This window comes from Actinocorallia sp. API 0066 (assembly GCF_020991275.1).
Taxonomy (GTDB): Bacteria; Actinomycetota; Actinomycetes; order Streptosporangiales; family Streptosporangiaceae; genus Actinocorallia.
Genome location: NZ_JAJLQY010000005.1, coordinates 249,143 through 268,265 on the forward strand (window position 1 = coordinate 249,143; position 19,123 = coordinate 268,265).

The 19,123-nt window shown below is 66.4% G+C and carries 19 protein-coding genes and 1 tRNA gene; 9 read left to right on the forward strand and 11 right to left on the reverse strand.

Going from position 1 to position 19,123, the window contains the following annotated elements; genetic code table 11:
* Positions 1–223 precede the first annotated feature (223 nt).
* A complete protein-coding gene (locus tag LO762_RS14835; RefSeq protein ID WP_230615371.1) occupies positions 224–421 on the forward strand; it encodes a DUF5703 family protein in 198 nt (65 codons plus the stop codon).
* A gap of 93 nt (positions 422–514) precedes the next feature.
* Here LO762_RS14835 and LO762_RS14840 read toward each other — a convergent pair whose 3' ends face one another.
* Positions 515–991, reverse strand: coding sequence for a hypothetical protein (locus LO762_RS14840; protein ID WP_230615374.1), 477 nt, complete (start codon positions 989–991; stop codon positions 515–517).
* A gap of 165 nt (positions 992–1,156) precedes the next feature.
* Positions 1,157–2,449: a M20/M25/M40 family metallo-hydrolase gene (locus tag LO762_RS14845; RefSeq protein ID WP_230615378.1), complete on the reverse strand. Its 1,293-nt coding sequence runs from the start codon at positions 2,447–2,449 to the stop codon at positions 1,157–1,159.
* A 141-nt stretch (positions 2,450–2,590) separates the two neighbouring features.
* Between LO762_RS14845 and LO762_RS14850 the strand changes: the two genes are divergently transcribed.
* Together LO762_RS14850 and LO762_RS33925 are read left to right on the forward strand one after the other, a co-directional pair.
* A tRNA-Leu gene (locus LO762_RS14850) sits at positions 2,591–2,675 on the forward strand.
* Positions 2,676–2,891: 216 nt separating this feature from the next.
* Positions 2,892–3,059, forward strand: coding sequence for a response regulator transcription factor (locus LO762_RS33925; RefSeq protein ID WP_374201564.1), 168 nt, complete (start codon positions 2,892–2,894; stop codon positions 3,057–3,059).
* 346 nt (positions 3,060–3,405) lie between these two features.
* On the opposite strand, the gene LO762_RS33510 is transcribed toward LO762_RS33925, so the two are convergent.
* The 3 genes from LO762_RS33510 to LO762_RS14865 all read right to left on the reverse strand — a co-directional run bounded on the left by LO762_RS33510 (position 3,406) and on the right by LO762_RS14865 (position 6,745).
* Positions 3,406–5,019 (reverse strand): S9 family peptidase, encoded by a 1,614-nt coding sequence (locus LO762_RS33510; protein ID WP_230615380.1) that lies wholly within the window; start codon positions 5,017–5,019, stop codon positions 3,406–3,408.
* Between the two features lie 190 nt (positions 5,020–5,209).
* On the reverse strand, positions 5,210–6,088 hold the full coding sequence (locus LO762_RS33515) for a helix-turn-helix transcriptional regulator (RefSeq protein WP_230615383.1): 879 nt from the start codon (positions 6,086–6,088) through the stop codon (positions 5,210–5,212).
* Positions 6,089–6,370: 282 nt separating this feature from the next.
* The gene (locus LO762_RS14865; RefSeq protein WP_230615387.1) at positions 6,371–6,745 is read right to left on the reverse strand and encodes a hypothetical protein; all 375 of its coding nucleotides are present in this window, start codon (positions 6,743–6,745) and stop codon (positions 6,371–6,373) included.
* A gap of 775 nt (positions 6,746–7,520) precedes the next feature.
* Here LO762_RS14865 and LO762_RS14870 point away from each other — a divergent pair.
* The gene (locus tag LO762_RS14870) at positions 7,521–8,846 is read left to right on the forward strand and encodes an XRE family transcriptional regulator (protein WP_230615390.1); all 1,326 of its coding nucleotides are present in this window, start codon (positions 7,521–7,523) and stop codon (positions 8,844–8,846) included.
* Here LO762_RS14870 and cutA read toward each other — a convergent pair.
* Entirely contained in the window at positions 8,809–9,144 is a 336-nt protein-coding gene (gene cutA / locus LO762_RS14875) for a divalent-cation tolerance protein CutA (RefSeq protein ID WP_230615393.1), read from the reverse strand. The two genes, LO762_RS14870 and cutA, sit on opposite strands and share 38 nt — an antisense overlap.
* Before the next feature lie 124 nt (positions 9,145–9,268).
* Here cutA and LO762_RS14880 point away from each other — a divergent pair, with 124 nt between their 5' ends.
* The 5 genes from LO762_RS14880 (at position 9,269) to LO762_RS14900 (ending at position 13,024) form a co-directional block, all read left to right on the forward strand.
* Entirely contained in the window at positions 9,269–10,243 is a 975-nt protein-coding gene (locus LO762_RS14880) for a radical SAM protein (RefSeq protein ID WP_230615396.1), read from the forward strand.
* Positions 10,243–11,073, forward strand: coding sequence for a hypothetical protein (locus tag LO762_RS14885; RefSeq protein WP_230615398.1), 831 nt, complete (start codon positions 10,243–10,245; stop codon positions 11,071–11,073). Before LO762_RS14880 ends, LO762_RS14885 begins: the two co-directional genes overlap by 1 nt.
* Positions 11,074–11,169: 96 nt before the next feature.
* Complete coding sequence (locus LO762_RS14890; RefSeq protein WP_230615401.1) at positions 11,170–11,925, forward strand: hypothetical protein; 756 nt, start codon at positions 11,170–11,172, stop codon at positions 11,923–11,925.
* Positions 11,926–11,931: 6 nt separating this feature from the next.
* Positions 11,932–12,537, forward strand: a complete 606-nt coding sequence (locus tag LO762_RS14895; protein WP_230615405.1) for an AAA family ATPase — start codon at positions 11,932–11,934, stop codon at positions 12,535–12,537.
* Between the two features lie 7 nt (positions 12,538–12,544).
* The gene (locus LO762_RS14900) at positions 12,545–13,024 is read left to right on the forward strand and encodes an NUDIX domain-containing protein (RefSeq protein WP_230615409.1); all 480 of its coding nucleotides are present in this window, start codon (positions 12,545–12,547) and stop codon (positions 13,022–13,024) included.
* Positions 13,025–13,128: 104 nt separating this feature from the next.
* On the opposite strand, the gene LO762_RS14905 is transcribed toward LO762_RS14900, so the two are convergent.
* The 5 genes from LO762_RS14905 to LO762_RS14925 form a co-directional block, all read right to left on the reverse strand.
* Complete coding sequence (locus LO762_RS14905; RefSeq protein ID WP_230615412.1) at positions 13,129–13,902, reverse strand: transposase family protein; 774 nt, start codon at positions 13,900–13,902, stop codon at positions 13,129–13,131.
* Positions 13,903–14,164: 262 nt separating this feature from the next.
* Positions 14,165–14,923 carry a TatD family hydrolase gene (locus LO762_RS14910; protein WP_230615416.1) on the reverse strand — a complete coding sequence of 253 codons (759 nt, stop codon included), beginning with the start codon at positions 14,921–14,923 and terminating at the stop codon, positions 14,165–14,167.
* Complete coding sequence (locus LO762_RS14915) at positions 14,910–16,181, reverse strand: hypothetical protein (RefSeq protein ID WP_230615421.1); 1,272 nt, start codon at positions 16,179–16,181, stop codon at positions 14,910–14,912. The genes LO762_RS14910 and LO762_RS14915 overlap by 14 nt, the downstream gene beginning before the upstream one ends.
* On the reverse strand, positions 16,178–16,477 hold the full coding sequence (locus LO762_RS14920) for a hypothetical protein (RefSeq protein WP_230615424.1): 300 nt from the start codon (positions 16,475–16,477) through the stop codon (positions 16,178–16,180). The genes LO762_RS14915 and LO762_RS14920 overlap by 4 nt, the downstream gene beginning before the upstream one ends.
* A gap of 488 nt (positions 16,478–16,965) precedes the next feature.
* Positions 16,966–18,774 (reverse strand): P-loop NTPase fold protein, encoded by a 1,809-nt coding sequence (locus LO762_RS14925; protein ID WP_230615427.1) that lies wholly within the window; start codon positions 18,772–18,774, stop codon positions 16,966–16,968.
* Positions 18,775–19,123: the final 349 nt, after the last annotated feature.

Consider the following 19,123-nt stretch of genomic DNA (forward strand, 5'->3'; position numbering starts at 1 on the left):
ACCTATCCGTGTCGCTTCAAACGCTTCGTTTCTGACGTGTCGTCGCTCATGGCGCCTTCACCCCGACGGTACCCCCGGCGACGCCCGCCCCCTGCCGTGCGGGGTTCCCGCCCACCACGCGACGATAAACCCCCGACAGGATGACACGCCTCAACGTCATGGAAGACCAGGCTCTTCCCGAAGGGTTCATCTCGCCGCTCCCGTCTGGCATCCTTTGGTTGTGATGGGGGAGTACACCTACCTGATCCTGAATCTGCCACGAGGGACCACCCGCGAGGTCGCCCGGCAGGTGATGACCGAGCACGCCGAGTACGGGGGCTGGGAACTCCACACCGTACGCGTCCATCGTGACGGACGGCGCCGCATCCAGCTCCGCAAGAAGATCATCCGCGCCCGGAGCACCCTGCGCGAACGCGTCTGACGCCGCGGGGGGCTCCGCCCGCCCCGAGCCGCGCTCCCGGGACGGGCGGAGCGCGCTAACCCGGCGGGGCGCCGACGAGGCCGCTCACCCGCGTCACCCGCCGAGCCCGGGGGTAGGGCTGTCCCGGTCTTCGGTGTCCTTCTTCACATGGTCGTCACCGTGGCCGCCGTGCTTTGTGTGGTCTTTGTGTTTCTTGTGCTCTTTGTGCTCGCTGTGGCGCGGGCCGCAGGAGGCCGTCGCCTGGCCCAGGACGGCGATGGCGGCGCCGCAGACCTGGAAGCCTCCCTGACCCTCGCACGACGCCGTCGCGGCCCCCAGGATCGCGATCGCGTTGCCGCAGACGACGATGCCGTCCTGGCCGTCCCGGCCGTCCGGGAGGGCGCAGGCGGCCACCGCGGTGCCCAGGATCGAGATCGCGTTGCCGCAGAGGCTCACCGGGAGGACGAGCCCCGCAGCCGGGGGTTTGGCTGCGGGGGCGGGATGCGCGGCGGCGGGGGCCGGATGCGCGAGGAGGCCAAGCGCGACGACGCAGGCGGCGAGGAGGGCCGGACGACGGCCGCGCGTACTCAATGGGGCTCCCGGGGTTCGCAGGTCGCGCGGACCGCGTGTCCGGGCCGCCCCCGCCGTCCGGACACGCGCACCTCCCGCGCGTAGGGAAGGACGATCTCTCCCCTACGGAGGGTAATGCTAGCACCACGGTAAGATTAAGTCGGGGTTTTGCGGGAAGCCCGAGGGTTATGCGTTGTCGAGAAAACGATCAAGCACCCGGACGCCGAACTGAAGTCCGTCGACGGGCACGCGTTCGTCGATTCCATGGAACATTCCGGAAAAGTCCAGATCTGCCGGGAGGCGCAGCGGGGCGAACCCGTAGCAGCGCATTCCCAGGGTCGCGAACGACTTGGCGTCCGTCCCCGCGCTCAGGCAGTACGGCACCGGGATCGCGCCCGGGTCCGCCCAGGTCAGGGCCTCCTCCATCGCGCCCACCAGATCGCCCTCATATTCCGTTTCGACCGCGATGTCATAGTGCACGAACTCGCGCTGGACCTTCTCGCCCAGGAGCGCGTCGACGGTCTCGAAGAACTCCTTCTCGTAGCCCGGCAGGAAACGGCCGTCGATCTGCGCCTCCGCGTGCTGCGGAATGACGTTGGTCTTGTAGCCCGCGTCAAGGCGCGTCGGGTTGAGGGTGCTGCGCAGCGTCGCGCCGATCATCCGCGCGAGGGTGCCCAGGTGCGGGAGGGACGCCTCGGGATCCTTCGGGTCGAACTCCACCCCGTACGCCTCGCACGCGGCCTCAAGGAACCGCCGCACGGTCGGCGTCAGCCGGATCGGGAACCTGTGCTCGCCGATCCTGGCGACGGCCTTGGCCAGCTCCGTCACCGCGTTGTCGTCGTGCACCATCGAGCCGTGCCCCGCCGTGCCGACGGCCTTGAGCCGCATCCAGGCCAGGCCCTTCTCGGCGGTCTCGATGAGGTACAGGCGCCGGTCGCCCGGCACGGAGAGGCTGAATCCGCCGACCTCGCCGACGGCCTCGGTGCACCCCTCGAACAGCCCGGGGTGGTTGTCCACGAGCCAGTGCGCGCCGTACTTGCCTCCGGCCTCCTCGTCGGCGAGGAACGCCAGCACCAGGTCGCGCTTCGGCCTGCGTCCCGTCCGGGCCCGGTCGAGCACCGAGGCCAGGATCATCGCGTCCATGTCCTTCATGTCGACGGCCCCGCGCCCCCACACGCACCCGTCGGCGATCTCCCCGCCGAAGGGGTCGTGCGTCCAGTCGGACGCCTGCGCGGGCACCACGTCCAGGTGCCCGTGCAGCAGCAGCGCGTCCCTGCCGGGCTCCGTCCCCTCGATCCGCGCCACCACACTGGTCCGCCTATGCGCGGATTCCAGCACCGTGGTCTTGATCCCCACCCCTTCAAGCTTCTCCGCCACGTACTCCGCGGCGACCCGCTCCCCCGGCCCGTCCACGTCCCCCGTGTTGGACGTGTCGATCCGGATCAGCTCCCGGCACAGCTCGACGACCTCGTCTTCCATCCCGACCCCTCCCACGAGACACCACGCACTCCCCCAATCCTCCCAGCTCCCCCACCCCCTCCCGCCCTCCGAATCGCCACCACCCCCAGCCTTTGATACAGTTACGTCCGCCGCCGCGCCCCGCAGGCGCGGCCCACACCAGTCCGGGTGGCGGAATGGCAGACGCGCTAGCTTGAGGTGCTAGTGCCCTTTACGGGGCGTGGGGGTTCAAGTCCCCCCTCGGACACAAACCTTTCACCCACGTGGAGGCAGGCGCAAGCCTTGCCTCCACGAGCTATTTCTGCGGCAATTACGCCATTGGGGTCGATGATCAGCGGCGGTACGTCACCGGTTACCGGCGTCTAACCAGTCCCGTTGCGACGATGTGTTCCTGTTGTGGGAGCGCGCTGTTCCGGTCATCGGTGATAGTGGCGACTGCCCGCTTCCGTCCGCCCGGTTCGAAGTGCTGCGTCTTCTTGCACAAGGGCTTTCCGATGACGCGATCGCCAGACGTCTCCGGGTGACGACGAGTACGGTTCGGCGGCATTGTGCGGCGATACGGGAAGAGTTGGGGGTGGCGACCCGTTTCGCGGCGGGGGTCGAAGCCGCGCGGCGAGGCTGGATCGGCTGAAGGAGGCGAAGGCACGGCGGAGCCCCTGCCAGGGGCTCCGCCGTCGCGGCTCAGGTTGTCCGGAGCGCTACAGCCGCGCCTCAGGCAACGATGGCCGCGTGCGTCCGGCTGGTACCGATGACGGCGCAGGCCGGTCGGAGCGTCCGCCTGATCCAGGTGACACCCACTCGCATCTTTTCTGTTCCTCCCTCCGCGAGAATCCGATCAAGATGGCGCGACACCGAACTCGCGACGGTTCGCGCCTCTCCAAGGGAAGCAGATTTCAGGACCGTTCGAACCGACATCACGCAGATGTCATATCTACTGCCCAGTTTCTCATCGGGTGCTGAGGATCACTACTCGATGACTAAAGTAGATGTTTCCGGAGAAACTGCCCCATTTCTCGGTACACATGAAGCTCGTTGTGCCTCTTGGTGAACCCGTGCCCCTCATCCGGGAAGACGTCATAGCGGACCTCGGTACCGCGCGCGCGCAGCCGTTCAACGATCTGGTCGGACTCGCCGCGCGGCACCCTGGGGTCCCTGGCGCCCTGGATGACGTAGAGCGGCGCGTCGATCGCGTCGGCGTGGGTGATGGGTGACCTGGCGCGCAACTGCTCGGCGTCCCGTTCCGGGTCGCCGAGGATGCGGTCGACGGCGTCACGCCAGGTGGGCGGGCACGCGGCCGCCAGCGTGACGAGGTTCGACGGGCCGCAGATCGAGACCCCGGCCGCCCACGGGTGGTCGAGGCGCGAGAGGCACGACAGGGCGGCGAAGCCTCCATACGAGGCTCCGACTACCGCGACCCTGCTTTCGTCGGCCCAAGGCGCCTGCTTCAGGTACTCCACCGTGGCGGCGAAGTCCTCAAGGTCGGGGCCGCCCCAATCACGGTAGATGAGCTTCTCGAAAGCGGTTCCGTAGCCGCTGGAGCCGGTCGCGTCCGGGCCGACGATCGCCACACCGCACGCGACGAGGTGCTGGTAGAGGCCGGACCTGGCGTAGACGGGACGCTCCTGCCCTCGCGGCCCGCCGTGAATCCACATCACCACGGGGAACGGGCCGTCCCCGCGCGGAACGTAGATCTGCGCGGAGATCCTCCGCCCGCCCTCCGAAGGGTAGGAGACGCGCTTCGCCTTGACGGGCTCGTAGACGTGGAGACGGGGCGGGCGGCTGTCCGTGAGGTATCGGAGCGTCCTCGTAGCCAAGTCGATCACCACGATCTCCGCGGGGCGAGTCGGGGTGTCCAGGTGGAGGACGACCGCCGTCCCGCCCGGCACGATCCGCATCCGGATGATGTGGCCGTCCGGGAGTTCGGGAAACTCAACCACCGAGTCTCCCCGGAGTCCGCGAAGGACGGAACGGCCGTCCTGGTTCTCCACCCACACCAGGAGACCGGCCTCGGCCGCCGCGTGCTCCACGTCCCACTCGGGCGCGCCGATCTGCTCCCACGCCCCCGTCAGCAGGGAGTAGCGCGCCAGCGACAACTGGTCCTTGGCCAACTGGTCCGTGCGGAACAGGAAGCCGGACGCGTCGTCCAGCCACCCGAGGGCCTCGACGACCCCGCCCGGCACCGAGACGGTGAGCGGTGCCGCCTCCGGGTCGGCGAGGTCGATCACGAGGGCCGAAATGTCGGTGTCCGACCTGCCGCTCCTGACGAGGAGCCGCCGCCCGTCCGGGGAGATCCCGACCGGCACGAGCATGGACCCCGGTTCGGGGATGACGCGCCGGACGTCCCCCGAGCGCAGGTCCCGGACGGCGACGTCCTGCACGGTCGGTTCCCGGTCGTTCGTCGCGTAGACGAGAAACCCGCCGGTCGGATCGAACGGGCTGCCGACGGCCAGCACGCAGTGCCGACCCGGGCTGGCGACCAGGACCTCCGGCTCGGCCTCCGGGGCGATCCCGACACGGTAGACGCGGTGGAGCTCGTCGCCCTCCTCATCCGCGCTGAAGACCAGGAACGACCCGTCCGGCGACCACGCCACGTCCCGGACAGCCGACCTCGGCGGCGCGGAAACCCTTCTGGACGGACCTCCCGCCAACGGCTGAATCCACAGGTCGAACCCTCCTGACCGGTTCGCCGCATAGGCGACACTGCGCCCGCAAGGGGAGACGCTGAGGGCCTCCGCCTGGAATCGCTGCGCCGGTACAAAATCCTCAAAACGGGGACCGGCTTCATATCCACCCCCGGCGAACCGCCGCCGCTCCCATCGCGAACCGTGACTCGACATTCAGGCGCTCCTTCATTCTGTTGATATGACGCCGAACCGTGGAAACGTTGACGTCGAGCCGACGGGCGATGGACCCATCCTGAAGCCCGGACCCCATCATCTGGAGCACCCGCCTCTCGACCTCGGACAGGCCCGTCAGATCCGCGCCCGCCCCTTCCCCAAAAGGCACGGCCTGGGACCAGAACATCTCGAAGTACTCACGCAACCCACCGACGATCGACGGGCACTCGACCAGCAACGCCCCACCCAACCCGGTCGGCGTCAACGGCAACAACGCCGTGCTCTCATCAGCCATCTTGAGCTTCATCCCGACGTGCGGGACCACCCGCGCCTGTTCACCCGCCTCAACCGCTGCCCGAATATTCCGCACCCCCGCCGGATGGTGGAGAAACCCGCTCTCGTAGATGGACCGGCACCGCACGCCCCCGGCGAACACCGGCAACGGCGCTATCGCCGCGGCCTCGTCCATGGGCGTCTCCTGAAGCAGGTTCTCCAGGGTCATCCACTCACTCTTGGCCACATTGATCATCGAAATCGAAAGCTCGGTGATCTCCTCCCGATCAGTCACCACCCGAACGAGACCACCGACGATCCCCGCCCCCGCGCCGATCGTCCGCGCCGCCTCCGCCAACCGCTCATGCCCCGTCATCAACGCCCGCTGGCTCGCCAACAAACGCCGCTGCAACTCCACCAAAGCCGTGTGCAACACCAGATGCGGCGCCACCGGAACCAACCGATCCGAATGCGACCACAAATGCACCATCCCCCGATCCAACAACGCCCTGACCACACCCGCCCCCAACTCCCGCTCCGCCTCACCCACCACAGGCTCATCACACGCCACCAACACGCAATAAGCCTCCAACAGATCATCCGCCACCACACCCGCGAGAACACCCCTCGCCTCAGAAACACCCCACCGAGCCACATCACCGAGCGTAACCACAACCCACGGCACTCAAGGTCCAGACGATAAATCGCCCCACTAAAAGAACCAAGCCCCAAACACGAAGAATAACCCGGAGGTCACTCTCGTCGCGGGGAGGAGGGCGTCCACCAGGAAGTGGACGCCCTCGCTGCTCTTGCGGGGGCAGGGCGCCGGGTGTCATTCGGCGCGGGAGCGCGAGCGCACCGCAGCGCCCCGGGAACCGGTGGCGATCATGCTGCCGAGATCGACGACCTCGTAGTCCACCAGCTCCACATGAAGCTGGGCCGCACGCAGCAGGCGCGTACGCGGGTCGTCATGCGCGATGGTGGCGGCCGCACTGGCCCTCAGCCCAGCCCGCGTCGGCTGGTAGAGCATGCCCGAGATCGCGGCCGGAGCGACACGCCGGGAGCGTAGCACCACATACCCCTTACGCAGGTGCGGACACAACCGCCCCGACCGCTCCACACACCCCGGACACACCGGCGGATGAGCCGTCATCACCGGCGCGGGCCACGGCCCCTCCTCACTCTCGTACTCCTCCCGCGAAAGCATCCACAACGCGCTCCGCCCACAGGACGTCCCGCACACCTGACAGAGCAAATCCCGCATCGCCCGACGATGCCGCAGAGAATGCACCGACTTGAACTCCGGAACCCCCACCCCCGGACTGAACCCCATCCGCGTCCACAACACCCCCGCCCCATCCCGATCCCCCGCCCTCTCATCCACATAAGCGATCCGCCCACCCCGAACCACCACCGAGACAGACGACACCTCCTCCGACGACCACGCCGTGATGTACGGCACCACCCCCCACCGCGCCAGATTCATCCCAGCCGCAGAATGCTCCTGCATAGACATACACCTTTCTGGAATCAAGGAAGAGTTCCCGCGATAACTCACGCGGGACGTGCGGGACCGTAGGCATTGAGGCACCGGAGGACCGTGACGACCTTCACGCCCACGGCCAGAGCGAAAGCCTCGTCCGGGTCATGCGGGCAAATGGCAGGCCCAACCACTCGGCGAACACCCGCACGACGAACGCGCGGGCCGGGCCGTCGCTCGGCGAGCATGTCGGCCACGCCCAGGCCCACCGACAGGACCTCTTGGCCGGTGGCGTGCCAGGCATGCCGTAGGACTTCCCCGTCCACCGTCATCTCGCCAGCCATACGACCCTCCTGAGCTCGCATCCCGGCTTCGGGATGCGGCGCTTCTTCCGTGCCTCTGCGGTCACTCAAAGCGAATACCTGCGCGACGGGCCTTGTCAGGGGGAGACTGGAGGAGGTCAGAGGAGAACCCCGCAGCTACCGTCGATGAGGCGCACCTGATGAGCGAGGATGCGGTGAGGCCCGGCTGGGCGGACGAGATCCGGGAACGGCGTCTTCGTCTGTGCTGGTCGCAGAAGGAGATGGCTCGGCAGCTCGAATTGGCCGCTGACGCGAAGACACGGTCGACGCTGCCGAGCCGTGAGTCGATAGTGCGGGAGATCAGGTTTCATGAAAGCGGGACACACCGGCCCGGAGCTCTCTACGCGGAGCTCTACCGGCGTGTGTGGGCGCTTCAAGGTGAGCCGTCATCAAGCGAGACGGAGATACCCGGAGACCTGCTGCTCCTCGCCTGGACTGTAGGAAGGCTCGATCAGAGGATGGACCGACGAACTCTGCTGCAACTGGCCGCGAGTACCACGGCGGGATTCGCCGCGAGTCCCGCGGAACGCCTGATGAAGGCCCTCTCAGGAGCGCACCGACCCGACGACACGGTCATCTCACACCTGGAAGCGAGAACAAGGGGACTGCACCGGCTGGAAGAGCATCTTCCCTCGGGAACGCTGTTCCCAGCGCTGGTCACCCACCTCAACGAGGTGAGCGCCCTCATGGAAAGCAGAATTTCCGAACAGGACCGGACACGTCTCGCCGTCCTCGCCGGCGAAAGCGCCGTTCTGGCCGCGTGGTTCGCCTGGGAACTGGGCGACAAGCGCACCGCCGCCGCGCATTCCAGGCTGGCCCGAGCCACCGCGAAGCACGGTGACGATCCCGCGATCGGAGCCTGCATGACGGGCTACCACTCATACATGACCGGTGGCGACACGGCGAAAAGCGTTCGGATGCTTCAGAACGCCGTCCGGGAGCTGGGCGACGCGGACCCGGCCACCCGCGCCTGGCTTCTCGCGCGCCTCGCCGAAGAAGCCGCCGCCCTCCACGCCGACGACATCGCCCTGAACGCGATCCACGAGGCACAGGACGTCTACAGCGAGGCCGACATCGGAGCCCGCCCGTGGACCTGCTTCCTCGACCCGGGACGGTTCGCCTCGATGCGACTCACCGTTCATTCGCGTCTTCGCCGCGAGGACGACGCGCTCGCGGCGATGGACGAGATAGGTCTCCACCTCGGCTCCGACACCGAGGTGAAGAAGCTGTGCGTCGTCAAAGCGGAGATGGCGCTCGCCCAGTACCGGATAGGCGATGTCACCGAGGCCGTGAGCTCCGCGCGGTCGGCCTTCACCGCGACGGTGAAACTGAACGCTCCGCTCGGCTGGGAACGCCTGGACAACGTGGTGACGGAACTGCGACCCGCCCGTGCGCAGGTGGCCCGAGATTTCAGGGCGGAGTACGCCTCTACGCGTCCGGAGACGACACCGCCGTCTCTTCTGTGATCCAGTTCAGGTAGTCGGCCAGGCCCCCTTCGATGGGGACGGCGACGATCTCCGGAGTGTCGTAGGAGTGCGCGGACCGGACCACTTCGACGAGGTCGTCCAACCGTTCCTTGGTCGTCTTCATCAGGATGAGGAATTCCTCGTCGCGCTGGATCTCCCCCTGCCACCAGTAGGTGGAGGAGATCGGACCGCTGATCTGCGCGCATGCCGCCGTCCGGCTTTCGACAGCCGCGTCGATGATGCTCTGCGCTTCCTCACGGCTGCTCGCCGTCACATGAACCTCAAGATGCCGACTCACGCCCCAAGCCTACGCGTTCACGGACCACCTCCTCTCCTCTCCTCTTTCCTCCTCTGGGCGGACCCGTTCGTGGCGACGTTCACTTGCCGTGGCAATGTCCGCGTAGCTCGGAACGGAGATCAGCATGACGATGCTCGGTATGCCGGAAGTGCCCGCACGGAACGGGAGACTCGTGGACGGCGGGGTGGCGTTCACCGCGGGCCACCACTTCGCGCTCGATGGCGACGGGGACCCCAGGACGCTGGCCGCAAGCGCGAAGGCTCCGCTGTCGGTGATTCTCCAGGTGACGAAGCGGTGCGATTTCGACTGCACCTTCTGTAGCGAGACGGCGCACATGAAGGACCCGTCCCTGGACGAACTCGGCACGATGGCGGCGAACCTGGAAGGCGTTCACCGGGTGTTCCTGTCGGGCGGCGAACCGCTCCTACGCCGGGATCTGTTGGACGTCGTGGACGTCTTCGACGGGTTCATCATCGGTCTGCCGACGAACGCCACCCGGGGAATGGATCTGGCGCCGAAGCTGGCGGGAAAGATCGAGTTCGCGAACATCGGGTTCGACGGGCCACGCGAGATCTTCCGCCGGGTCCGCGGTGACTACGACAAGGTCCTCACGGGGGTGCGGGCATTCCATGAGGCCGGTATCCCGGTCTCTTTCTCGGCGGTCGTGCTGCGCTCTACCCTGCACGGCTTGCCTTACCTGGTGCAGATCGCCGACGTACTGGGTGCGGGCAAGGTGAAGCTGATCCTTCCGCTCCGGAAGGGCAACGCGCTCAACCTGGCCGAACACGAGTTCATCACCGTGCCGGAGGCGACCGACCACTTCGACCGGCTGGCCGAGCTCCGCGTCACGCACGAATGGCGTCCCGCGATCCGGATGACGCCGTGGACGGCCGAGACCGAGGGCCACATGATCGTCATCGAGCCGAACGGGAACGCGAACGCCTGGCCCGTCTACGACCAGCCCGACTTGTTCCTACGGCTCGGCAACGTCCGCGAGGAGCCCATGACCGAGCTGTGGAAGCGGTACCCCTACCAGGAAAACCACTTCGCCAAGCACCTCGGGACCAGCATCCTCACCCGCGACCGAGCGGCGGCCTAATGACGACCTACACGAACATGCTCTGGCCCGACGACCCGTACGGCACCGGCCAACTCTGGCGCAAGGAACCCCGGCTCGCGGCCAGCTTCGCGGCGCTGTTCGTCGACGACGGCGAGCGCACTCTTCCCGTGGCGTCAGCGGTCGTGTACCTGCCGACGCACCGGACCCGGCCCGTGGACCCCACGGCCGGGCTGCGGTTCGGCTTCCGGGCGGTGTCGGCCGTCACCGAGGCCGACCGGTCCGCGTTGGTGCGCCTGTTCGAGCTGGACGTCGCGCGGGCGCGCCGCCTGGCCCACGTGGTGCTCGGCTTCCAGCTCACCGACACGCTGCACGTCATCGCCGATCTCGCGCCCGACGAGAACGCCAACCGCGGGACCCGGGCACTCGCTCGGGTCTGGAACGGGGGAAAGCCCGACCCGAACATGGCGCAGATATGCGACGTCGCCGACAGGTGGCCGCGCCTGGACCTCGCCCAGATCATCGAGTCGAGCGGAATCGATCCCCGCACCGTCCAGCGCGCGTTGGAACCCCAATGCACGCTCGACGGGCTGGTCGCCTCACTCCAAGCGCCGCTGATGCCTGGCCTGGCGGTGGCGGGCGACTCGAACGACGCGGCCCTCGCCCACCAAGTCGGTGAGTGGGCCGCCGCCTGCGCGACCGACACCGCGCTCGTCACCGGCCTGGCGGGCCTTCGCCAGCGGGACGAGTACGCGTGGGACGGCATGATGAACGTCGGGCAGGCAATGGCCGACAACCTCGGCGACTGCTTCCCCACCCAGGCATTCGGGGCCTCCTTCAGCACACCACACGAGGCCCACGCCACCGTTTGAGAGTTCGAAGAAGAGACAGCTCCTGTGCGCCGTGCGAGGAGCGCGGCCTAGCCGGCGCACAGGTCTCTTGACAAACCCGAACCAACCGGGGAAACGATGATCATCAAGAGCAGCGTCGGTGGCTTCACCCAGGCGCCCGCCCGTAAGGACGGTCACCTCCTGGTCGCCTCTCTCGACGTCGAGTGGACGAAGAACTACCGGATCAAGAACGGAAACGTGCCTTTCTGCTGGTCCGTCACCTGGCTTTCCGTCCCCGTGTCCGAGGCCGCAGCCGCTCCTACAGAGTTCAGCTACACCAGCGTCTACGTCGAGAACGCGCAGGAGACCCAGGACCTCATCGACACCGCCGACGCCGGAATCGCCGCCTTCGCCGAGCACGCCGACCTGATCGTCGGCCACCAGGTCTCCAGCGACCTCGCCGTCCTGCGCAACGCCAGCACCCGCCCCCTCACCGCCACCGAGGCCCTACGCGAACGCTGGCACCAGCGCCGCACCGAGACGACACCCCGCGTCATCGACTCCCGCTACGACACCGGCCACGTCCTCACCGGCACAAGCCGCCGCCTCGTCGACGTCTGCGCCGAACTCCGCCTCGACGTCACCCAGCCCGAACTCCGCCGCAAATCCATGACCGCCCTACACCGCGACTGGCTGAACGACGCCGACACCGAAGCCCGCGAACGCATCACCGTCCTCAACCTCCGCCACAGCCTCTCCGCCGCCTACACCGCCCTCCACGCCACCGGCCGCACCACCTGGCACAACACCCTGAACGTCAACACCGTCCTCCACACCCAACTCGCCGGCTCCCTCGCCTGGCTCGACACCCCCACCTTCCGCGACCTCCTGTGAGGCCCTGTGCCCATCCGAGACTGCCGCGTCATCGCCGTCGAAGGCACCCACGCCAGCGGCAAGACCACTCTCGTCCACGCCCTCACCAGCCACTACCGCGAACAAGGCGTCCACGTCGCTTGCACCGGCGAGCCCGCCCGCTTCAGCCCCTTCATGGAAGAGATCGTCCTGCACGGCAAGGGCACCTTCGACCTCGTCGCCGAACTCGACGCCTTCGGCGCCCACCTCACCACCCAGCTCCGCGCCGCCCGCAACCAGACCCTCCTCATCACCGACAAGACACTCCTCAACGTCGCCGCCTACGCCCGCATGCTTCTACCGCCCAGCGACCACCCCGTCATCGACGCCATGCTCCGCCTCTGCGCCTCCACCACCCACCTGTACGACGCCGTCCTCTACACCTCCGACACCTTCAGCCCCTGGCAGCCCGGCGACCGCTTCCGCGACAAGGTCGCCGACCAACAAGCCGAACTCGACCTCACCCTACGCAGCGCCGCCGACGAGATCGACCTCCCCCTGACCCCCATCCCTCGCGGCCTGACCACCGCCGAGCGCGTCTCATGGGTTTCCGCGCGTCTGGCCCAGACGGGAGTCCAGCCCGCGCTAGCCTGACGCGCCTATGAGCCCCACCGCCCCGAACACCACCTACACCAGCATCGTCGACGCCCTGCTCATCCTCCTACGCGACGACCACGTCCTCCTCGCCAGACGCCAAGGCACCGGCTACGCCGACGGCATGTGGAACCTCCCCTCCGGCAAACTCGAAGCCAACGAAACCATCACCCAAGCCGCCATCCGCGAAGCCCAAGAAGAAATCGGCGTCCACATCACCGAACCCGACCTCCGCTTCGCGCACCTCATCCACTACCGCAACCCCCACGGCCACGCCCGCATCGGCGTCTTCTTCCACGCCACCCACTGGACCGGCACCCCCCACAACGCCGAACCCCACAAATGCTCCGAGGTCACCTGGCAGCCCCTCCACAACCTGCCCTCCGACACCTACCCGTACACAGCCCAAGGACTCGCCGCTTTCACCCGCCAAACCCCCCTCAGCACCATCGGATGGGACTCCCCCCGACCCTTCCACGGCCCATAACCATTCATTTATCACCGCGGGCGCACCCGATCCCCCTTCCCGATCGAGCCTCACCCGCCCGACGGGGCTACTTTCATCCAGTCCGGAACACTGAGCCTTTTCCATCATGCGTGAGCTGAGGCTTCGCGGTTTTGGAGGACGCTGATGGCCTTGGCGAGGTGGCCGGCGCGGTGGGGGCAGCAGCGGAGTTTGGTCGGGATCTTCCAGCTCTTGAGCTGGGCGTTTGCTCGTTCACCGGGGCTGCGGAGCTTGGCGTGGGAGCAGTTGGGCTGCTTCTGTGAGGCGGGCTTGTTCTTGCCCTTGTACGGGGTCAGGATCGCCGGGTGCGCGCCGTGGTAGCCCTTGTCGGCCAGGACGATCAGCCCACAGGCGGCGAGGGCGCGGATGATGCCCCAGTTCCGGGCGGCTTTCAGGTCGTGGATCGAGCCCGGCACCGCGCCCGAGACCCACACGATCTGGCCGTCCGGACCAGCGATGACCTGCAGATTTACGCCGTGCTTCTTGTGTTTCCCGGAGTAGAACGGCCGGTCGGCTTTCACGCAGTCGATCGCGATGAGCGTGCCGTCCAGGATCAGATGCTCCACGCCGTCCTTCCGGGCTTTCGCGAGGGCCTGGCCGAGCTTGGGCGAGCGGGCCGACAGCCACGCCACCGCCTCGTTGACATACCGCCACGCGGTCGTCGTCCCGACCCCGAAACCCGCCCCGAGCTGCGCGAACGTCTCGCCCTTCTTCAAGTACGCGAGCGTCATCAGCGCCTGCTGCCCGGCCGTCAACACGCGGCCCTTGCTCCCCAGCTTCACCCGGTTCCGGCGCACCAGCCCGGTCAGGTAGTTCAGGGTCGAACGCGACAACGGCAGCGAAGAACGATAGAAAAGCACGCGAAGCCTCCGGTGGGGGTCGGGCGGAGGCGAGAGTCCACCCCTCCTACCAGCGGCTTTTTCACTTCCCGGCCGCGCCACACCACCCGCGATCATGCTGTGATCATCAGCCTCGAACAGGCTGATGGAAAAGGCTCAGTGAACCGTCGTATCCCACAAGAACCACCGACTGAAGTTCATCGCGCTCATCAGGCGTCAGCACCATGCACGAATCATCCCACACCTGCATCCGGCAAGAGTTAAGAACATTCAATTACAGACACTAGAAGCTGCTGAGAATTTCGCGGAGGGTTGACGGAAGCCGCGAGGTGACGCTGGCGCGGTTTGCCAGTGTGGCGAGGTTTCGGTACCACAACTCGCGGATAGCAGACGATGGCTGGTTCAGGAGTTCGGACATACGTTGTTCGAGGAAAGCGATGTCCCCTGGTATTCGGGCACGTGTGGTGCGACGGCTGCTCGGAAAGTCGGTCTCGGGCAGCAGGCGGTCGCGTGGGATCCGTGCGAGTCGTTCGTCGGTCATGGCTGCGTTGACGGAGAAGTAGCAGCCCATGGCGGTGGCACGTTCGATGTCGTCGCGGGTACCGTTGAACCAGTGCAGTATTGCGCCGGTCTGTGGTCGGCGTATGAGTGCATCGAGTAGTTCGCTGGTGCGGCCGGTGCTGTGCAGGGACAATAGGAGCGGTTGCTCGGAGCAGATCTCAAGGATGATATCGAGTGCGGCCAGTTGCGGTGCCAGCGCGGTCTTGCGATCAAGGCCGATCTCGCCAATGATTGCGTGCTGGCCGACGGCGCGTCGGACGCTGGCTTCGGTGACGGCTGCTACCGCGGAGGCGACGCCTGGGTGGGCGCCGTAGCCCCAAAGGATCGTGGCGTCGCTGCGGCGCACGGTTGCACTGGCCTCCGCAGGACTGCGGGTCATCGCAAAGACGATGGCGCCGTTCAGCGCCCTGACCTGGGGAGCGGTGACGTCGGGTGCAATATGGGCATGGCAGTCCAGTGGAGGTAGGTCAGATAGTGACACGAGCGAGCTCCTCCAGTCCTCGGTTGCAGATTGCGAGTACCGCGTCGAAATCAGTATGCGGTGGCCACAGGCCCGAAGCGATGACACGGTATTCGTCGAAGCCGACCTCAGTGGCGTAAGTCCATGCAGCAATATCGTGGCGGCGTAGGTGCAAGAGTTCTTCGCGTTTCGGCCCAGCCAGCATGTTCGCCAAATATTCGGTCTGGTCGGTCAACTGGGCGCCAGCGAAGGCACCGCGGCGCACGAGGCAGGCGATGCACAGGCCGCAGTTTAGGTTAGGATTCCCGCCTCGCAGGCGGCCAGCATTTTGCTTGGCGCAGGACAGGGTGGTGGCCGCCAAGCGTAGATCGTCAGCTGAGCCGGGGTGCAATGCCGCAGCAACCAAGTCGCCTTTGGTCATGGTGGCGTACGGGTTGGTGATAGTCATCCGGTCCAATGGCAGTGCGTCGAGTAGCAATTGGAACGTGTAAAAGGTCCAGGGATGAGTGGATCGGGTGGTAAGTGGACCGCCGCGCGAGGGCTCCAGAGGAGGGTTAATGCTGGTGAATCCGTTCTCCGGGACCAGAATGCGAGTTGCGCGATGGCCGGATGCCAGGACCGTGGCCATAGCCATGAACAGCAGGGAGCGTGTGCGTGGCGTCGATTCACGGCGTTTGGTGACTGGCCTGAACGCGTACCGAAGATAGGTGGTGGCCGGTTGCCGCTGCTGCAGCGCCGTCTTGATGGTGTCCTGCGCTCTTAGCACAGCGGTGGAACTGTCGCGATGCCCCAGAAAGATGGTGGTGGCTGCTTTACCGAGGTGTAGGAGGGCGCCGCACAGGGAGTCGAGCCCGCCAGAGAGCAGACTGACAGTATCGGCTGGTGTGGCAGGGACATCGAGCCGACCGTGCTCAGGAATCGGCCGTGTGGGGACGATGTCGATATGCCATGTGTCACCGGACAGCCAGTGTAGCAAGTCCGCAAGCCGGTCCAAGATTTCTTGAGTCCAGACCTCTGGCTGCTCGATGTGGACAATGATGTGCAGGTCGCGGCGCATTGCCAGCCGTGGCCGTGAGACGGTTCGGTCGGCCAGGTAGGCGGCAGCGACGATTCGCAAGAGATCCTTGGCCGTTGGCGCGGCCGGGCCGAGCTCGGTCATCGACCAGCTAATGTCGGTGTGTATCGCAGCCGTGCGGCCGGGCATCATGGGCCACGAGTAGATGGCTGCGTCGCTTTGAGCGCCTGATGAGCCGTCCGGTAGAAGTTCGAGGCGATTCATCCCCTACCTCGTATTCGGAAGACGGTGAACACCTTGTGCGCGAGCGTAGCCGCGGACGCGACGAAGGCTTGGGCAGTGAGTATTGCCTCCTGCGGTAGCTTCATCGCCCTGACGCTGGCACGCAGATATTTCTTCGCCTTCTCCTCGATTTCCTTCGCGCGCTGCGGTGTGATGGTGTCGCTGCGCCGTTGCGAGGTCAGTTCGACCAGTACCTGCTCGTAGGCAAGGTGTTGAAGGAAGAGTTCCATCTGCTGCCCCGCGGTCGGCAATTCCTTGGCTTTCTGGATCTCTACCATGGTGCGCAGCGTCGCGGCGCGCAGTGCTACGTCATCTGGGTGACTTGGCGCTCCGAGGAGGGTGTCGACGATGTATGCGCACCTGGCCCTGGGCGTGGGCAGGCTGTCAAGATGATGCAAGTCCAGACCGAGATCGGCCAACGTCGCTCGGTTGCCCGCGCGCAGGGCAGAGGCTCCCGCGACGGCAGCGGCGCCGCGAGCGGTCTGCCGGCCAAGGTTACGGGCACCGCCTCCCCCGGCGGAGCTGCTAGAACCCCCGCTGTCTCCTGGGCCGCGAGCCCGTTGCGGGCGCAGCGAAGCCAGCGGATACGACGAGGGTCCCGGCGTCGGTCCGGCTGTTTTTGCCAACGCCTGCATGAAGGCGTTGACAAATGTCTGCACCTGCGCGTCTGACGGTCCTGGTCCGCCTGCGGTGGCGTTGCTGTACGCGTCGTGGGCGGTGTCCCAGGATTGGTTGCCGCTGCCGCCGTATGCGCCGGAGGTGCCCACTATCTCGGCGGCTCGGTCAGTTCGGCGCGCGCCGCTTCTACGACGTCGGGGTCCAGCCCTTCGGTACCGATGATCGCGCGCAGCACATCCGGGAGTACACCGAGGAGCACGACATGGTGAGGTTCCAGCCGCCTGAAGAAGGTCGGCTGGCTCAGTACCCGACTAGCCGTGTCAGCCAAGTCTGGATCCGCCTGGCTGACCGTGGACAGCGACCAAATCACCGGCTCTGGGTCTGCTAGTCGGCTCAGTTGGATACCCAGGCTCTGCACCACAACTTGTCGGTCGGCCGACTCCAGTTCCTTCAGCTCCTGCGCCGCCGCGTTCCGGGTTGCCTCGGAAGCGTCGGCGAGACCCTCGATGATCCGCATGAGAGCGCCGGTGACCGCGCCGCCGAAACGAACGTCGCTCAGCAGCGTTGCGGCGATGCTGAGGTACCGCTCGACCTGGGCTTCAAGTCCGGCAAGCGATGGATGACTTGCCGCCCATGCTTTGGTCTCTTCACGCACGTCCTGCGGTTGGTCACCGTCGTCGGAAGCCCAACGTTCCCAGTCAGCGATGAGCGCGGTGCGTTCCGCGGACGACTGTTGGCTCAGCAGGCGGAACTCCTCCAGGTACCGGATCTCCAGCAGGTAGAGCTTGAGTAGCACTTCGAGCTCTAGTTGGGCGCCGCTGGTGCGGGTGAGGTGCTCGCGGACGGCGAATGCGTTAAGGAAGCGCTTGATCGCTCGTGGGCTGCGCCACACGTCGGCGCCGAGGCCGGCTGCAATACGCGCCGCCATAACCAAGTGTTCGACCCGTGGGCCGTCGGATTCGTTCTCACCGGCGGCAACGTATGGCGCCTTGCCCTGCAGGCGGCGCTCGTTTGCCGCGTTGACGACGTCCTGGAACGCCTGCGTGGTGAGATGTCCAGCGTTCTTACAAAGCAGGAGCGTGATGTAGGCTTCCGCTTGCTCCACTGACAAAACGGGCAGTGAGATCGGAAGCTGGATGATTTTCTCCGTGTAGAGCTTGGCGAACCCACCCCGGGAGGCTCCCTCCAAGTGGACTCCGATCGCTTCTCGAATCAGGTCCTCGTCGGCAGCTAGCACGAACGCCATTCGGCGCACTGACAGGAAGAGTTTGATCGCTTCGAGCGTCGCCATGATTGTCGGTGGGAGACAACGATCGAGGTCGTCGACAAGCACAACAACCTTCTCAATGCCGTCAACCTCGCCCATGAGCTGCTCAAACGCTAGCCGGAAGCCCGCCATGCCCTGGGAGCTAGCCGTGCCGGCGTCGGACTCCTCCTCCTTCGGCTGGGGAGTCAGTGCGTCGAGGAGCTCCGCGAAGTTCGGCGAGAGGGTTACGGCGCTTGACACAAGCACCCCTGCCACACGCCCCCAGGCAATGCGCCGTCGCAAATCGCCAAGACGGTTGACCAACTGCCGGCGCTTTGACGGCTCCATCTCCGCCGATGCGACGCGACTTTGCAGCTCATCGAGCACTTGGGCGATCAGAGTGCCGCGAAGATCCTCGGCGTTCTCGAATTCCCATGGGTCAATCCGCACCACGACTACACTGCCTATACGGCCGAGCCGATTGGCGACGAGGTTCAAAGCGGTGGACTTCCCCCCGCCCCAAGCGCTGTGGATCCCCACCGTGACCGGGTCCAACCCGCCCGCGCTGACAACCCTGGCCACCACCTCGGCTACCGTGTCGAATCCCAACAGGTCATCAACCGACGGGTTGTCGTCGAACAGCGGCACAGCAAAGCCTGCCTGCGGCCCAGGGATAGTCACCGATAACTCCATCGCGATCACTAAGAGCACCGACAAGAACATAACAGTGTAGGGGGCGCGGTTACGACGTGAAGGCCGTCCTTCACAGCCAACGGGCAGCACCGGAGTGGGCCACCCGGTATCCGTGCCGGGCACGGGCGGGCGTCCGGCTGCACCTAAGGCAGGACCATGATGAGGTGCGAGAGCGCCGAGAACCTCCTCAATAGACAGAAGAAGGCAGGGCCCACCATCACCCTTGGGCGGCATGATTCAGCGCGCACCAGCCGACCAGAACCAGCGCACGTCGGGGATCCGCGAGCGGTCGGGGTGCAGCCATCTGGCTGGTTTCCGGTTGGGGATTCGAACCCGTGCGTACGGCGCCCGGCCCAGCGACAGTCGG

What these genes read in the sequence shown, in the direction of transcription:
- LO762_RS14835 (WP_230615371.1), top strand. Translation starts at nt 224, where the DNA reads ATGGGGGAGTACACCTACCTGATCCTGAATCTGCCACGAGGGACCACC.
- LO762_RS14870 (WP_230615390.1), top strand. Translation starts at nt 7,521, where the DNA reads ATGAGCGAGGATGCGGTGAGGCCCGGCTGGGCGGACGAGATCCGGGAA.
- LO762_RS14890 (WP_230615401.1), top strand. Translation starts at nt 11,170, where the DNA reads ATGATCATCAAGAGCAGCGTCGGTGGCTTCACCCAGGCGCCCGCCCGT.
- LO762_RS14915 (WP_230615421.1), bottom strand. Translation starts at nt 16,181, where the DNA reads ATGAATCGCCTCGAACTTCTACCGGACGGCTCATCAGGCGCTCAAAGC.
- LO762_RS14880 (WP_230615396.1), top strand. Translation starts at nt 9,269, where the DNA reads ATGACGATGCTCGGTATGCCGGAAGTGCCCGCACGGAACGGGAGACTC.
- LO762_RS14920 (WP_230615424.1), bottom strand. Translation starts at nt 16,477, where the DNA reads ATGGTAGAGATCCAGAAAGCCAAGGAATTGCCGACCGCGGGGCAGCAG.
- LO762_RS14900 (WP_230615409.1), top strand. Translation starts at nt 12,545, where the DNA reads ATGAGCCCCACCGCCCCGAACACCACCTACACCAGCATCGTCGACGCC.
- LO762_RS14885 (WP_230615398.1), top strand. Translation starts at nt 10,243, where the DNA reads ATGACGACCTACACGAACATGCTCTGGCCCGACGACCCGTACGGCACC.
- LO762_RS14845 (WP_230615378.1), bottom strand. Translation starts at nt 2,449, where the DNA reads ATGGAAGACGAGGTCGTCGAGCTGTGCCGGGAGCTGATCCGGATCGAC.
- LO762_RS14865 (WP_230615387.1), bottom strand. Translation starts at nt 6,745, where the DNA reads ATGCTTTCGCGGGAGGAGTACGAGAGTGAGGAGGGGCCGTGGCCCGCG.